Annotated in this window: 17 protein-coding genes and 1 tRNA gene; 7 read left to right on the forward strand and 11 right to left on the reverse strand. The window is 68.4% G+C overall.

The genetic code is table 11. From position 1 onward, the window contains the following. Positions 1-104: 104 nt before the first annotated feature. Complete coding sequence (locus tag VF612_RS16270; protein WP_408660895.1) at positions 105-839, forward strand: ABC transporter permease; 735 nt, start codon at positions 105-107, stop codon at positions 837-839. A 119-nt stretch (positions 840-958) separates the two neighbouring features. Here VF612_RS16270 and VF612_RS16275 read toward each other — a convergent pair whose 3' ends face one another. Both VF612_RS16275 and VF612_RS16280 read right to left on the reverse strand, forming a co-directional pair. Further along, positions 959-1123, reverse strand: coding sequence for a hypothetical protein (locus VF612_RS16275; protein WP_408660896.1), 165 nt, complete (start codon positions 1121-1123; stop codon positions 959-961). 58 nt (positions 1124-1181) lie between these two features. Next, entirely contained in the window at positions 1182-1433 is a 252-nt protein-coding gene (locus tag VF612_RS16280) for a DUF2630 family protein (RefSeq protein ID WP_408660897.1), read from the reverse strand. Positions 1434-1528: 95 nt separating this feature from the next. Here VF612_RS16280 and paaI point away from each other — a divergent pair, with 95 nt between their 5' ends. Further along, positions 1529-2011 carry a hydroxyphenylacetyl-CoA thioesterase PaaI gene (gene paaI / locus VF612_RS16285; RefSeq protein WP_408660898.1) on the forward strand — a complete coding sequence of 161 codons (483 nt, stop codon included), beginning with the start codon at positions 1529-1531 and terminating at the stop codon, positions 2009-2011. A gap of 45 nt (positions 2012-2056) precedes the next feature. Here the strand turns inward: paaI and VF612_RS16290 are convergent, their stop codons facing one another. Further along, positions 2057-2461: a pilus assembly protein CpaE gene (locus VF612_RS16290; RefSeq protein WP_408660899.1), complete on the reverse strand. Its 405-nt coding sequence runs from the start codon at positions 2459-2461 to the stop codon at positions 2057-2059. Positions 2462-2624: 163 nt separating this feature from the next. On the opposite strand from VF612_RS16290, the gene VF612_RS16295 reads away from it, so the two are divergent. The 3 genes from VF612_RS16295 (at position 2625) to VF612_RS16305 (ending at position 5031) form a co-directional block, all read left to right on the forward strand. Continuing rightward, on the forward strand, positions 2625-2999 hold the full coding sequence (locus VF612_RS16295; RefSeq protein ID WP_408660900.1) for a hypothetical protein: 375 nt from the start codon (positions 2625-2627) through the stop codon (positions 2997-2999). A gap of 80 nt (positions 3000-3079) precedes the next feature. After that, complete coding sequence (locus VF612_RS16300) at positions 3080-3790, forward strand: response regulator (RefSeq protein WP_408660901.1); 711 nt, start codon at positions 3080-3082, stop codon at positions 3788-3790. Further along, positions 3787-5031: a sensor histidine kinase gene (locus tag VF612_RS16305; protein WP_408660902.1), complete on the forward strand. Its 1245-nt coding sequence runs from the start codon at positions 3787-3789 to the stop codon at positions 5029-5031. The genes VF612_RS16300 and VF612_RS16305 overlap by 4 nt, the downstream gene beginning before the upstream one ends. Positions 5032-5040: 9 nt before the next feature. On the opposite strand, the gene VF612_RS16310 is transcribed toward VF612_RS16305, so the two are convergent. From VF612_RS16310 to VF612_RS16320, 3 genes are all read right to left on the reverse strand, one after another. Further along, positions 5041-5691 carry a signal peptidase I gene (locus VF612_RS16310; RefSeq protein ID WP_408660903.1) on the reverse strand — a complete coding sequence of 217 codons (651 nt, stop codon included), beginning with the start codon at positions 5689-5691 and terminating at the stop codon, positions 5041-5043. Then, positions 5688-6077 carry a response regulator transcription factor gene (locus VF612_RS16315; RefSeq protein WP_408660904.1) on the reverse strand — a complete coding sequence of 130 codons (390 nt, stop codon included), beginning with the start codon at positions 6075-6077 and terminating at the stop codon, positions 5688-5690. The genes VF612_RS16310 and VF612_RS16315 overlap by 4 nt, the downstream gene beginning before the upstream one ends. 99 nt (positions 6078-6176) lie before the next feature. Then, entirely contained in the window at positions 6177-6800 is a 624-nt protein-coding gene (locus tag VF612_RS16320; protein WP_408660905.1) for a TasA family protein, read from the reverse strand. A 161-nt stretch (positions 6801-6961) separates the two neighbouring features. On the opposite strand from VF612_RS16320, the gene VF612_RS16325 reads away from it, so the two are divergent. Beyond that, positions 6962-7237: a DUF3072 domain-containing protein gene (locus VF612_RS16325; RefSeq protein WP_408660906.1), complete on the forward strand. Its 276-nt coding sequence runs from the start codon at positions 6962-6964 to the stop codon at positions 7235-7237. 82 nt (positions 7238-7319) lie between these two features. Here the strand turns inward: VF612_RS16325 and VF612_RS16330 are convergent, their stop codons facing one another. Then, entirely contained in the window at positions 7320-8432 is a 1113-nt protein-coding gene (locus VF612_RS16330; RefSeq protein ID WP_408660907.1) for a hypothetical protein, read from the reverse strand. A 791-nt stretch (positions 8433-9223) separates the two neighbouring features. Then, on the reverse strand, positions 9224-9649 hold the full coding sequence (locus VF612_RS16335) for a nitroreductase family deazaflavin-dependent oxidoreductase (protein ID WP_408660908.1): 426 nt from the start codon (positions 9647-9649) through the stop codon (positions 9224-9226). Positions 9650-9886: 237 nt separating this feature from the next. On the opposite strand from VF612_RS16335, the gene VF612_RS16340 reads away from it, so the two are divergent. Further along, positions 9887-10945 carry a hypothetical protein gene (locus tag VF612_RS16340; protein ID WP_408660909.1) on the forward strand — a complete coding sequence of 353 codons (1059 nt, stop codon included), beginning with the start codon at positions 9887-9889 and terminating at the stop codon, positions 10943-10945. A gap of 34 nt (positions 10946-10979) precedes the next feature. On the opposite strand, the gene VF612_RS16345 is transcribed toward VF612_RS16340, so the two are convergent. The 3 genes from VF612_RS16345 to VF612_RS16355 form a co-directional block, all read right to left on the reverse strand. Then, positions 10980-11558 (reverse strand): Uma2 family endonuclease, encoded by a 579-nt coding sequence (locus tag VF612_RS16345; protein ID WP_408660910.1) that lies wholly within the window; start codon positions 11556-11558, stop codon positions 10980-10982. Between the two features lie 145 nt (positions 11559-11703). Continuing rightward, positions 11704-11788, reverse strand: a tRNA-Ser gene (locus VF612_RS16350). Between the two features lie 95 nt (positions 11789-11883). After that, complete coding sequence (locus tag VF612_RS16355) at positions 11884-12915, reverse strand: aldo/keto reductase (RefSeq protein WP_408660911.1); 1032 nt, start codon at positions 12913-12915, stop codon at positions 11884-11886. Between the last annotated feature and the right edge of the window lie 120 nt (positions 12916-13035).

Genomic DNA, 13035 nt, shown 5'->3' on the forward strand with positions numbered 1-13035 from the left:
AGCTGCCCGCTGGACCGGTATCGCCGCTCCGACTGGACCTGGCCGCGGTTGGGCGCGCCTTTAGGATCTCCCCGCCTAAATCTTCAGGCGGTACGGTCCCTCGTGTGACCGAATGGGTCCGCCTGGCTGTCGGCCTGGCTGCATTGCTGGCGATCGCGGTCGGCGTCTCCTACGCCGGCCGGCTGAACCGGCACCGCGACCTGGTGGTCGCATCGGGCCGGGCGGTGCTGCAACTGGCGTTCGTGGCCGCCGCGCTGCGCGGGGTGTTCGCCGCGCCGGTGACCTCGATCGCGGTCGTCGCGGTGATGTTCGCGGTGGCCACCTGGACCGCGGCGCGGCGGCTGCGGGGCAGCCAGGGAGCGCTGGCCGCAGTGATGCTCTCGTGCGGCGCGGGGGCGTCGGTGGTGATCGCGATCATCGTCGCGCTGCCCACCCTGGACCGGAACGTGCGCAACTTCGTGGCAGTGTCCGGAATCGTGCTCGGCGGTGTCATGACTGCGGCGACGCTGGCCGGCCGGCACCTGAGCGAGGGCCTGCGTCGGCGCCGGGACGAGGTGGAGGCGTGGCTCTCGATCGGCGCCACCCCTCGGCAGGCCGTCCGGGAGGTGGCCAGGTGGGCGGCCTCGGAGGCATTGGTGCCGGTCCTGGACCAGACCCGGACGGTGGGACTGGTGACCTTGCCCGGAGCGTTCGTCGGCGCGCTGCTCGGGGGCGCCAGCGCGGTGGAGGCGGCCAGGTTCCAGATCGTCGTCCTGGTCGGGCTGCTGTGCGCCGAGGTGATCACCGTGGTGCTGCTGACGCACCTGCTCGGGGCGCCCCGCCAGCTGCCGGCCGGGTGAGGCCACGATGGCAGGCTGGCAGGCAGCTGGACGCGGCACGCGAGCTGATCGATGGCCGGACCTTGGCTCCGGTGCCGGCTGGAATCCGGCCTAGCTCCCGTGGCCGGCTGGAATCTGGCCTAGCTCCCGCCGCCGGCCTGGGTGGCGTAGTACTCGTCGTTGACCGAGCCCGGGGTCGGATCGGCGGCCGGGCGCAGCAGCCGGTCGCGCTTCAACGACTGGAGCGCACGCAGGGCGGTGTTCCGGTCAGCCGGCTTCGACCTCTTCCAGAAGAGCAGTCGCATGGTCGAACCTCCCTGAGGCGCCTGACGTCAGGGTACGGCGGAAGCGACGGGTGAGGAACTAGATCTCCGGAATGTCCTCGGCATCGGCACCCTCCCGGGCGGCCCCGCCGGTGTTCGCGCCGTACTCCTCCTCCGCCCGCCGGTGCCGCAGCAGGTCCCAGCACCGGTCGAGTTCCCGCTCGATGGCATCGAGCCGGCTGCGCTCGGCCGAGTTCAGCCCGATGCCGGTATGCGTGGAGCGCAGCTGGTGCTCCTCGGCGACCAGGTCGTGAATCTGCCGCAGGATGGGTTGTTCACTGTCGTGCGACATCGCTGGCATCCCTTCGGGAAGGACTGGACCCGCAAGCTCGTCCTCAACCCTACGACCACGGTCGGCGGGGGCGGCGCGCCGCTAGCGTGTGCGGCATGACCGACGCCGATCATCCGCCTGCCGATCACCCCTCTGCCGGGGACGCCGGCCGTGAGCTGGCCGAACGGTGCATGCGCGCCATGTTGGGCTCCGATGCCGCCTCGGCCTCGCTCGGGATCCGGGCGCTGGAGGCGGCTGCCGGCCGGGCCGAGCTGGCGATGACGGTGACGCCGGCGATGCTCAACGGCCACCTGATCGGCCACGGCGGCATGGTGTTCACCCTCGCCGACACGGCGTTCGCGGTGGCCTGCAACAGCTACAACCGCATCACGGTCGCAACCGGCTGCGACATCGACTTCGTCGCCCAGGTGCGGGCCGGCGACGAGCTGCGCGCGGTGGCGGTGGAGCGTTATCGGCACGGCCGCAGCGGCCTGTACGACGTCACGGTGCGCCGGGCCGACGGCGCGGTGGTGGCCGAGATGCGCGGCCGGTGCCGTGAGCTGCAGGGCTCGCTCGTCGATGACCCGGCGCGCAGCTGAGACGGGCTTACCAGACCAAGGACGGGATCAGGCCAAGAGCCGGGATCAGACCGAATGCGAGATCAACTGCAGCAGGGCCAGCGCGTAGGCCTGCTCCGGATCGGGATGCCGCACCTGCACCGGCGAGGAGTTGATCTCCAGCTGCACCCGCCAGTCGCCATTGATCCGGTCCAGGCTGCGGAACGTCCCTGCCAGCAACTCGCGCAGCTGGTTCTCCCGCGGCAACCAGACCGCGTCGCGGTCCTCCACCGAGTCGAGCGCCCATTCGGTGGTGCCGTTGAACCCGATGACCTGGCCGTGCTCGAGCTGGTGCACCTCGACGGTCATCTCGCTGAGCACGAAGATCTCCTCGTCCATGCCGCGGTCGACCACCACGAAACGATCGCCGGATACGGGCGTCCAGCGCAGGCCGGCGTCACGGAGCAAGCGAGCGGTGTCGATCGAGATCACTTCTCCAGTATGGCTACCACCAATTGCGGTCAGCAGTCTTGAGGCAACCTTGAGCCTCAAACCGGGTGAGATTGATGTTAGTTTGACACGCTCATATCAACCGGGAGTCCCTCCCGGTTCGCCAGCGCGATCAGGTCACCGGATGGGAAGGGACGAGGGCGCTATGCGGGCACGAATCTTTGCCGCAGTGCTGCTCGCCGCGACCCTATGGTCCGCGCCGACGGTGGCCGAGGCCAGCTTCAACAAGCAGGCTGCCTCGGCCCAGTCAGCAAGCAGCGGGATGCTGCATCCGCCGACGGGTCTGTCGACCTCCCGTTCCAGCTGCACGGTCACGCTTTCCTGGACCCCGACGATCGATGCGAAGGCCAGCGGGTACATCCTGTTCAATGGCAACACGCAACTCATGACGATCGCTCCTAAAACGGTCAGCAGCCAGCGATTCAGCATCACCAGGAACGTCACCTACTCGCTGCGGATGGTGACCACGTACCTCAAGTGGACCAGCAGCATCAGCCAGGCCGTCTCGGTCAGCTGCTGACCGGCAGCCGCTGGACCTGATCGCGGCTGTTCTCGCGTTTCGCTATGCCTGCGTGCGCCCGGTCACATACCGTGATCGATGTGCAGGTCGAGAGAGCGTGGTCCGCCGTCATCATTGATGACGATCCCGACATCTGCGCCCTAATCGCCGAACTGCTGCGGCAATCGGGCTTCGAGGTGACCGAGGCAGCCAGTGGCGCCGACGGGATCGCCGCTGTCCGGGAGGTCGAGCCCGACGTGGTGACCCTCGATCTCAATCTGCCCGATCTCGACGGCATCGAGGTGTGCCGGCGGATCCGTGAGCTCACCGACGCCTACGTGGTGATGCTGACAGCCCGGCCGGACGAGATCGATCGGCTGATGGGGCTCGAGATCGGCGCTGATGACTACCTCACCAAACCGTTCAGCCCGCGGGAGCTGCGCGCCCGGATCGCGGCGATGCTGCGCAGGCCGCGCTCGGGGTCCTCGGCGGGGCCCGCGGCGGCGACCGAATCGGTGCGGCACGGCGGCCTCGAGGTCGACATCGAGGGACGGCTGGCGATGCTGGACGGGGTGGAGTTGGACCTGACCCGCACCGAGTTCGATCTGCTGGCCACGCTGCTGTCGGGTCCCCGGCGGGTCTGGCCCCGCGAGACCCTGCTGCGGACGGTGTGGGGCACCGACTGGGTCAGCGACGGTCACCTGGTCGAGGTGCACATGGCCAACCTGCGTCGCAAGCTCGGCGACGATCCGCGCAGCGGCCGCTACATCCGGACGGTCCGCGGTGTCGGATACCGGCTCGGGGTGGGATGAGCCCGGCACGTCCGGTCACCAAGGCCGATCGTGAGCGGGACCGGATCTCGGCGCTGCGCGAGTACGGCATCCCGCCGGGGTTGCCGGTGCAACGGCTCAGCAGCTCCGATGAGCCGACGCTGGTCGGGTTCACCGAGCTCGCCGCCCAGATCTGCGGCGCGCGCAGCGCGGTGCTGAACCTGATCGATGACCGGCACCAGTTCCAGCTCGCGCCCTTCGGCTGTGAGCCGGCCGTCACCGACCGCGCCGATTCGATGTGCGAGATCACCCTGCGCGTCGGTGATCAGGTCGTGGTGCCCGATGCCCGGCAGGACCCGCGGTTCTCCTCGAACCGGTGGGTGACCGGCGAGCTGGGTCTGATCCGGTTCTATGCGGCCAGCCCGCTGCGGGCGCCAGGTGGCCACCTGGTGGGAACCCTCAGCGTGTTCGACCGCGAGCCGAGGACGCTGGATGCCGGCCAGCGGGCGGCGCTGCACACGTTGGCCGGTGGCGTCGTCGACGTCCTGGAGCTGCGCCGGCGCTCGGACCAGCTGCGCCAGACGGTGGCCGAGCTCGCGCGCTCGCACCGGCAGCTGGCCGAGTTCGCCGCCCAGCTCAGCCACAATCTCAAGACCCCGCTCACCGCATCGCTGGGCTTCGGGGAGCTGCTGCAGGATCATCCGGCGGTGCGTGAGGATCCGACCGCCCTGGATTACGTCAACCGATCGCTGTCGGCGAGCCAGCGGATGATGTCAGCCATCGACCAGCTGCTCAGCTACGCCAGCGTCGGGGGCGCTCCGCAGCGCGCGCCGGTGGACCTGCCCGATCTCGTCGAGCGGGTCCTCGCCGATCTGGGGCCGGCGGTGGCCGGGGCCGAGGTGCGCTGCGACGAGGCCACCGTGGTCGCTGATCCGGTGCAGCTGCGCGTGCTGCTGTACAACCTGATCGAGAACTCGCTGCGCTACCGCAAGCCCGACGCTCGCTGCGAGGTGGCGGTGACCGTCGCTCCGACGAGCTGGGGCAGCGAGCTCAGAGTGGCCGACAACGGACCGGGCATCCCTGCCGATCAGCGCTCGGTGGTGCTGCGGCCGCTGGCGCGGCTGGAATCGGAGACCGCCGGAACGGGCCTGGGGCTGGCCACCTGCGAGCGGATCGTGGCCGCCCACGGTGGCACCCTCTCGATCACCGGCACCGCTGGTGGCGGGGCCACGGTGTGCATCCGGCTGCCCCGCATCGCAGACACCGGATCCGGCGAGAGCTGACGGCACGGCTCACAGGGCAGGGGCGGTGGGTTTCGCTTCCTCGCGCTCAGCTTCCTCGGCCGACAGGGTTTCCTCGGCCGACAGGGTTTCCTCGGCCGGCGGGGCTGACCCGGACGGCTGCGCCTGTGCGGACGGCTTGGCTCCGTCGGACGGCTTGGCCGGACGCCAGATGCCCAGCAGCAACCAGCACAGCACCAGCACCGGCACCGCGCCGGTGAGCACGGTGTGCACCAGCGGGGTTCGCAGCGCCCGGATCGCGCTGCCGGCCTTGGGAACCACGGTCCGCACCTGCCAGACGGTGTCGCCGCTCAGGGTGGCCGTCCACGGATCGGCAGCGGTGTTGGCGTCTCCACGGGTACGGACGTTGACGATGCCCGGGCGGGGGCGCTGCACCTCGATCACCCGGTGGCTGACGACCCGGTGGTCATCGACGGGAATGTGGTAGGTCAGCACCTGCCCGACCCGCACGTCGCTCAACGCCAGCGGGGTGTCGACGATGACGTCACCGGAACGGATGGCCGGGGCCATGCTGTTGGTGAGCATCGTCGCGGTGCGGTAGTGCAGCAGCCGTGGGCCCACGGTGACCGACAGCAGGCCGAGCACGGCGAGCCCCAGCAGCAGTGTGCTCAGCAGCCGAGCAGCCCGCCGGAGCAGGGTCACGCCAGCGCTCCCAGCAGCGACTGGACCCGCTCGAGCAACAGGGACGGCCGGATCGGTTTGGTGAGGTAGTCGTCCGCGCCGGCTTGCAGGCCGGCCTCGCGGTCCTGCTGGGAGGACAGCGCGCTGACCAGTAGCACGGCGGTGCCGGCCGTCCGCGGTTGGCCCTTCAGCGTCCGGCAGACGTCCAGTCCCGACAGCCCCGGCATCGAGACGTCGGAGATCACCAGGTCCGGCACCAGCTCGTCCACCTGGTCCAGCGCTTGCTGTCCGGAGCTGACAACCCGCGGCCGGTAGCCGGCCCGGTGCAGCGTCGCCGAGAACAGCGCCCGGATGTCGTCGTCGTCTTCGACGAGCAGTAGGCGCGCGGGACGCTCGGGGCGGGTCATCACGGGCTTCCTTTCAAGTACTGCTGGACTGCGAGGTGGTGCGAGTGCGGAGGGCTGATCCCGGGCGGACAACACCGGGACCAGCCCGCTCAGGGGCGGCTACTGATTGGTGGCCGCGCGCTGGGTGCCGGTGAAGGTGAAGCTGACCACCGACGACTGGTTCTGGAAGGTGTTGTCAGCGGCGGCGGGGAAGGTCAGGGTCGCCACCAGGTTGTCGGTGTTGTTGGGCGCCAGCGCGCTCAGGTTGCTCAGCGCCAGGTTGCTGCCGATCACCGCGCGGCTGGCCAGCACCGACTTGGTGGTGCCGGAGCAGCTGTACACGTAGGCCGGCGCGGTGCCGGTCTCGGTCCACGCGGTGGAGCAGGAGTCGATCTTGAGCTGCAGCCCGAGGGTGGGGTCGGTGTCGAGCTTGGAGCTGGTGGTGGCGGTCGTGGTCAGCACGATGCTGGACAGCGCCTGGTTGCCGGCTGCGTTGGTCAGGGTCACGGCACGCTGCACCGTGTCGCCGGGGACCAATCCGGTTGCTGCGACATTGAACCGGTTGGCAGCGGTGCCGGGCGCGCCGAGAGCGATCGAGACGGTGCCCGAGCTGATGCTGGCTGAGGCTGAGGTGGCCGAGGTGAACGAGCCGAAGGTGCCCAGGCCCGAGGCGGCCGCCGCGGTGCCGAGCAGTGCGGCCGAGACGAGGACCTTGCTGCGGACCGTGTTGAGGTGGAACGACATCGGGGACTCCCTGGTAGGTCCGGTCGGGGGTTGACCGGGATGTGCGATTGGTGAGCACCACTCTGTCGATGTTTGTTCTGCGTTAGGTTACGTTGCACCTCAACGTTCGACGCCAGGTGGCTCAAGGGATCCTCAAGAAGGCGTTTCGCTAGGCTGGAAGCATGAGTGAGCAGCCCGAACCCACCAGCGACCCCGGCGACCCGAGCGGTGACACGATCGGCGCCAACAGCCCCGGAGCGGCCGGCACCACCGAGAAGGACCCGAGTGACTGGGTCACCGGGGACGAGCCGATGACCGGCGCCCAGCGCAGCTATCTCGACACCCTCGCCCGCGAGGCGGGTGAGCAGCTGCCTGCCGATCTGACGAAGGCGCAGGCGTCCGAGCACATCGACCGGCTGCAGGCCAAGACCGGACGGGGCAACGGCGGCTCGTCCTGAGGCGAGCGGTTGGCTCCTGAGCCGAGCGGGTTAGTCGGGGCCTCGGCCGCAGCGACTTCGGCTCCTGAGCCGAGCGGGTCCGTCAGGCCTCGGGCCGCAGCGACTTCGACGGCCCTTGCGCCGCTGCCCGGGTGATCAGCTCGGCCTCCGAGACGGCAAGCAGGTCGGCTGAGGACTGGCCGTCTCGAGGCTTGGCCGCGACCGCCACCAGCGCAGGAATGCCCTGCTGGCTCAGCGCGGTGCGCATCCGCATCGCCAGCGCTTCGGCGTTGGTGCCGGGGCAGTCCGCGAGCAGGATCGCCAGGCCCGACCGTCCCATCGCGCCGATCGCGTCACAGCCCACCTGCATCCGGGCCACCAGGCTGACCGCGGCCGGGTCGGCGGTATCGATCCGCATGATGGCGGTCACCGGGCAGGCGGCGACGACCTCCCGGGCCACCGTCAGCCACGCGCCTTCGGTCATCGGCCGGATGGTGGTGTCATCGGACAGGTGCAGGTCCGATTGCACCGCCCAACGCTGGATGACGATCGCAGCCGGCAGCGACAGCCACGCCAACGGGATGTGCAGGTTGATCAACTGCACCTGAGCTGTGGCGAGGGCGATGGTCAGCACCTCCAGCTTGTGGCTCTCGGCTTTCACCAGCAGGCCCAGCGCCTTGTACTGGCCGGCTGACACCATCGCCAGCGCGACCGCGGCCATGCCCACCAGCATGTAGCCGGCAGCTGCCAGAGCGAGGGCAAGCGGTTCTGCCAGGTCAAGCGCCATGCAGGCGTTGGCGGCGGTGGCGGCCAGGATCGCGCCGGCGGTGCTGTAGATGTACCGATACGGCGTGGCCTGGCCGGCGATGTTGCGAGCGGGCCATTCGGCAAGCGCGGCGAGGGCGATCACCGCCGCCGCGAGCGAGAGCGGCAACAGGACGGCCGCTGCGAAGGCCCAGGTGGCGAGCAGGTTCGGATAGAGGGTGGGCAGTTTCTCCTGCCGCAACGCGCGCCGGGCTCGCTCCCAGCTGACGGTGAAGCGGGAGTACACGATGCTGAGGGACGCCAGCAGAACCGCGGTCCAGAGATCGGTCTGCTGGATTGCCCCTACCGAGACCAGCGCGGCCGCCGCGGCCGCCAGGTCCACAGCCAGGATCACGATGACCGCGCACGGCGACGTCCGCCATAGCGACCACGCAGATACCGCTTTCAACATGAACGTCTCCCGCCGCGAACCCGACCGCTAACGTGCGAACACCGGGTGAGGACCTAAGAAGGGTCTATCCCTGACGCGCCGTGGTGACAGACAGTACATAACGAACTTCTAGCTGTCACGTCAAAGTTACTGCATCTTTACCAGGCAGCTACCCCTAGAAAAGTGTGCTTCAGCGGGGGAAGTAATGCTATAAAGCCCTCCAGCCGCAGACAACGCGGCCGATTGGTGCGGATATCGCTGCCGTCCGGCAGCGACCACTGACCGTCAGTCACACTGCCTAGCTTGCCAGCCGGAGCGCCTAGAAAACTCCGCGTTCTCGTTGGGTTATATAGACGCTTTACCGGGCACTGTCACCGCGCGAAGAACCGTCTAGGCAGCTAGCCTCGCATTGCACCTGGCTATGGACAGACTTGGTCGGTTCGCTTGCGAATGTTCCGCGCCAAAGGGGGGTGACAATGATGAAGAACTACGAATGGGTCTGATGCACGCCGACACTTTGCTTTTTGTGACGCGCTTTTAAATATGAAGTTATGGCGCCACAGCGGGGGGACGGGTTTCTTGGTGAGACCCGTCCCCAAGTCACTCACCTCGCCCGTGACTGCCCGGCGCACCTGGACTAAGCGGGCGTCGAGCTGGTCGCGGGTACGTTCAGTCAACGCTGGCAGCACAAACCGCCCCGGTTCGCAGCCACCGGCATCGCGAGGAGTCAGGACGTAAGGCATCGATATCCTTCGGCGTACACGGCGGAAACGGATGAGGATTAGTCCTACCCCGCGGTTATCCGTTAGCTGTTAGGGCTCGAGCAGCACGAGCGGGATCTCGCGATTGGTGCGCTTCTGATAACCCGCATAGTTCTTGTACCTGCCGGTGATGAGCGGCCACATGCGCTCGCGTTCTTCGGCAGTGGCAATCCTGGCTCGCATGTGCTGTTTGGGTTTGCCCACCACCTGCACTTCGACGGCCGGATTGTCACGCAGGTTGAGAAACCAGGCGGGATGTTGGTCATCACCGCCGCGGGACGCGACGATCACATAGGTGTCGCCCTCCTGCAGCGGCGCGGTGAGCATGACCGAACGCGGCTTGCCGCTCTTGCGTCCGATGGTGGTCAGCTCCAGTGACGGCATCCCCCCGAAGCTCGCCCCCACCCGATTGCCGGTCAGCTTCAGCACGCCACGGTGCACGGCATTCATCGTCTTGAGCATCAGGTCACTGGGCATGGGCGAACTCTAGAGTGCTGAACCTTGCCCGAGCCAGACTCGCAGGACCTTGTGACGGCTTCGTCGCGCGGCGGGCCTATGGCTCTGCGCTGGTGTAACCCAGCGCGAAGGGAAGCACCGCTCTGTGAGCCGGCTTCCAAACGCGTGCATTGATTGGGTTGATTTGAGGCAATTTATCCGAGTAGTGTCCCGCCACATCTCGTCCGCATCCCCGCTGGAGGTCTCATGTCCCACCGAGTGCGAGTCCGCACGTGGCTGCGCCTGCTGGCCGCTGGGCTGAGCGTGGGGGTTCTGGCAGCGACCGTCGTCAGCGTTGGCGGCCCGGCCGGAGCGGCGGTGCCAGACCGGTTCGGCTTCGTGCTGTGGAACGGCGCGGTCGTCGGTTCGGGCACGACACCGGCCGGCAGCACGGTCAGCGTGGTCGGCACCGGTCAGTACAAGATCACTTTCGCAGGGGCTGCGGCCTCCGGCGGCGTGGTGCACGTGACGGCGATCAATTCGGCGCCCCACTGGTGCCAGGTGAACAGCTTCGGGCCGTCCGGCGTCGACGAGGTGGTCATGATCAGCTGCTACCGGGTCGGCGGCGCACCCGACTTCACCAACTTCAGCGCGATCTTCAGCAGCAGCTCCGGACCGGCCTCGGCAGTGGGGTCGTTCGGCTATGTGCACTCCACGCCCACCGGCGCGCTGGTCAGCCAGTACAACTCGGCGGGATGGGCCAACACTGTGATCCACACCGGCCCCGGGCAGTGGGACGTCAAGTTCCCCGGCCTGAGCACCCCCGGGCCGATCGACGGCAGCCTGCAAGCCACCGCGGTCAGCTCGCCGACCGTGCCGGCCCGCTGCAAGGTGCTGACCTGGTCCTCGAGCTCCAGCGGCCAGGTCGCACAGGTCAGATGCTTCAACGCCGCTGGCGCGCTGGCCGACACCCGGTTCACGTTGACCTACCAGTACCAGCGCTCGCTGTACGGCGGATTCGCGCCGCCCAAGTACTTCGGCTACCTGTGGAACAAGCCGGTCGGCGGGCCGCCGTCCACCAACTTCAACAGCATCCTCGGCCCCGGCGCCAACACCCTGAGCCCGGGCACGCTGTCGCTGGTGACGTTCCCCGCGCTGGCGATGCTGCCCGACGACATCCAGGTGACCGCGTACGGGCCGGGCTCCGACTTCTGCGGCCTGAACTTCCCGTGGACGCATGCGGGATCCGACACGTTCGTCCGGGACGTCAACTGCTTCACCAATGCCGGCGCACCGAGCGCCTCCGGCTTCCTGGTCAGCGACAACTCGGCGCTGTAGAGGGCGAGCGGCCGCATCCGGGGCGGCGCGCCAATCAGCAGAGGGCGTCCAGATCAATGCGTACCGGAAAGGGTTCGACCGCCTCGAAGACACCGGTGACCGAGCCGCCGTCCTGATAGCCGAAGGTGCCGGCAAGGTGGCACGCGACCAGTGAGATGGGGGCCTCGGCGTCGATGATCCAGTAGAACGGGATGCCAGCGTCGGCGTACTCGCCCCGCTTCACCAGGTTGTCGGTCCGTCGCGACCCTGGTGACACGATCTCCACGACCAGGATCGTGCTTGCCGCACGCAGCAGCCCGCCCGTTTCGGTGACCCGATCGAATTCCGCCTGTTCGACGACCACCAAGTCTGGTCGACGCGCGGTGCCGGGCTGCCCGGCCGGAGCGAGTTGCACATCGAGATCGACATCGGGAACAGCGCGAAGGTTGCCGGGCAGCTGGCTTCTCAGCTGTACATAGAGTTCAGCAGCGATAACCATGTGACGCGGTGTCGGGCTGGGTGACATAACGAGGTTGCCCTCCTGCAGCTCCCACCGGTTGCGGTCGTCCTCGCTGAGCGCGGCGTAGTCCGCGATCGAAAGCAGACGTCCCGGCGGCTGGGTCAGCGCTGTCACGGCTGGCTCCTCATGTCGGTCAGTCTGGCATGCAAGGACGACGACGCCAGGAGCCGACACCCTGCCGCATCTCCTGCCCGCCTTCAGTTGTCAGCAGGCACATTGAGGTGATCGATAGAACTGCGGTACATCGACCGGAACGGTGCGGAGGGTGTGGGATTTGAACCCACGGACAGTCTCCTGTCGAGCGCTTTCAAGGCGCTTGCACTCGGCCGCTATGCGAACCCTCCAGTGCGCGGCAGCCCCGACGAGGCCACCGCTCAGCTCTGATTCTGGCAGAGCCGGCCTCAGCCTGCGTCCAGTGGTCCGGGCACGGCAGCCGGACTCAGCGGCCGCCGGCGATCTTCCGGGCCCGCTGCTGGACGCCAGGCTCGCCGTACGGGTAGTCGGCCGGCTCCGGATCGCTGGCCACGTCCAGCCGCTCGGTCTGCTCGGCGCTCAGGCGCAGGTCAGCCGCCTGCAGGTCGTCCTCGAGCTGGGTGATCGTCCGGGCGCCCAAGATCACCGAGGTTACCGCGGGACGGTCCGACAGCCAGGCCAGCGCGACCTGGGCCATCGACACGCCGAGCTCGCCCGCCACCGCCTGGACCGCGTCGAGCACATCCCAGGTGCGCTGCCGGCTGGACCGCCGGTCATAGGCCTCCACCCCGCGATCCGGATTCTCACCAAGCCGGGTGGCGCCGGCGGGCCGTTCCTCCTTGCGGTACTTGCCGGTCAGCCAGCCACCCCCCAGCGGCGACCAGGGCAGCATTCCCAATCCGTTCGCCTGGCAGGCCGGCACGATCTCCCACTCGATCTCGCGCGCCAGCAGGTTGTACTGCGGCTGCAGGGTGACCGGCACGCTCAGCCGCAGGTGTTCAGCGGTGTCGACCGCGTGCTGCAACTGCCAGCCGGTGAAGTTCGACAGCCCGATGTAATTGATCTTGCCGGCCCGGACCGCGTCGTCCAGGAACCGCAGGGTCTCCTCGATCGGGGTCAACGGGTCGTGGGCATGCACCTGGTACAGGTCGATCCAGTCGGTCTGCAGCCGCCGCAGCGATGCCTCCAGCGCCAACCGCAGGTGCCGGCGCGACAACCCGTGATCGTTGGGCCCGTCCGCCATCGGGAACCGGCCCTTGGTCGCGAGCACCACCCGGCTGCGATGGCCGGGGTTGGCCGCCAGCCAGCGGCCGATGATCTCCTCGCTCGACCCACCGCTGTAGACGTCAGCGGTGTCGACCAGGTTGCCACCGGCGTCGAGGAACCTGGCCAGCTGGCAGTGCGCGCCGTCGGGGTCGGTCTCGGTCCCGAAGGTCATGGTGCCCAGGGCGAGGTTCGACACCGCCGTCCCGCTCCGTCCGAGCAGTCGGTACTGCATGCCAGCCTCCCCGTAAGTAGCTTCCCCTCCTTCCTACACCTGATCTGAACTCCTCCGCACGCCCGTGGGTCGCGGCCGGCGCCCTCTCCGCGGTCACGTACGGTCGAGTGCGGCAAGCCG

The organism is Jatrophihabitans sp., from assembly GCF_036388195.1.
In the GTDB taxonomy this organism is placed as follows: Bacteria; Actinomycetota; Actinomycetes; order Mycobacteriales; family Jatrophihabitantaceae; genus Jatrophihabitans_A.

Excerpts from the sequence above, each read along its gene's own strand:
- VF612_RS16330 (WP_408660907.1), bottom strand. The coding sequence starts at position 8,432 with ATGTTGAAAGCGGTATCTGCGTGGTCGCTATGGCGGACGTCGCCGTGC.
- VF612_RS16335 (WP_408660908.1), bottom strand. The coding sequence starts at position 9,649 with ATGCCCAGTGACCTGATGCTCAAGACGATGAATGCCGTGCACCGTGGC.
- VF612_RS16295 (WP_408660900.1), top strand. The coding sequence starts at position 2,625 with ATGCGGGCACGAATCTTTGCCGCAGTGCTGCTCGCCGCGACCCTATGG.
- VF612_RS16315 (WP_408660904.1), bottom strand. The coding sequence starts at position 6,077 with ATGACCCGCCCCGAGCGTCCCGCGCGCCTACTGCTCGTCGAAGACGAC.
- paaI (WP_408660898.1), top strand. The coding sequence starts at position 1,529 with ATGACCGACGCCGATCATCCGCCTGCCGATCACCCCTCTGCCGGGGAC.
- VF612_RS16305 (WP_408660902.1), top strand. The coding sequence starts at position 3,787 with ATGAGCCCGGCACGTCCGGTCACCAAGGCCGATCGTGAGCGGGACCGG.
- VF612_RS16355 (WP_408660911.1), bottom strand. The coding sequence starts at position 12,915 with ATGCAGTACCGACTGCTCGGACGGAGCGGGACGGCGGTGTCGAACCTC.
- VF612_RS16275 (WP_408660896.1), bottom strand. The coding sequence starts at position 1,123 with ATGCGACTGCTCTTCTGGAAGAGGTCGAAGCCGGCTGACCGGAACACC.
- VF612_RS16320 (WP_408660905.1), bottom strand. The coding sequence starts at position 6,800 with ATGTCGTTCCACCTCAACACGGTCCGCAGCAAGGTCCTCGTCTCGGCC.
- VF612_RS16325 (WP_408660906.1), top strand. The coding sequence starts at position 6,962 with ATGAGTGAGCAGCCCGAACCCACCAGCGACCCCGGCGACCCGAGCGGT.
- VF612_RS16280 (WP_408660897.1), bottom strand. The coding sequence starts at position 1,433 with ATGTCGCACGACAGTGAACAACCCATCCTGCGGCAGATTCACGACCTG.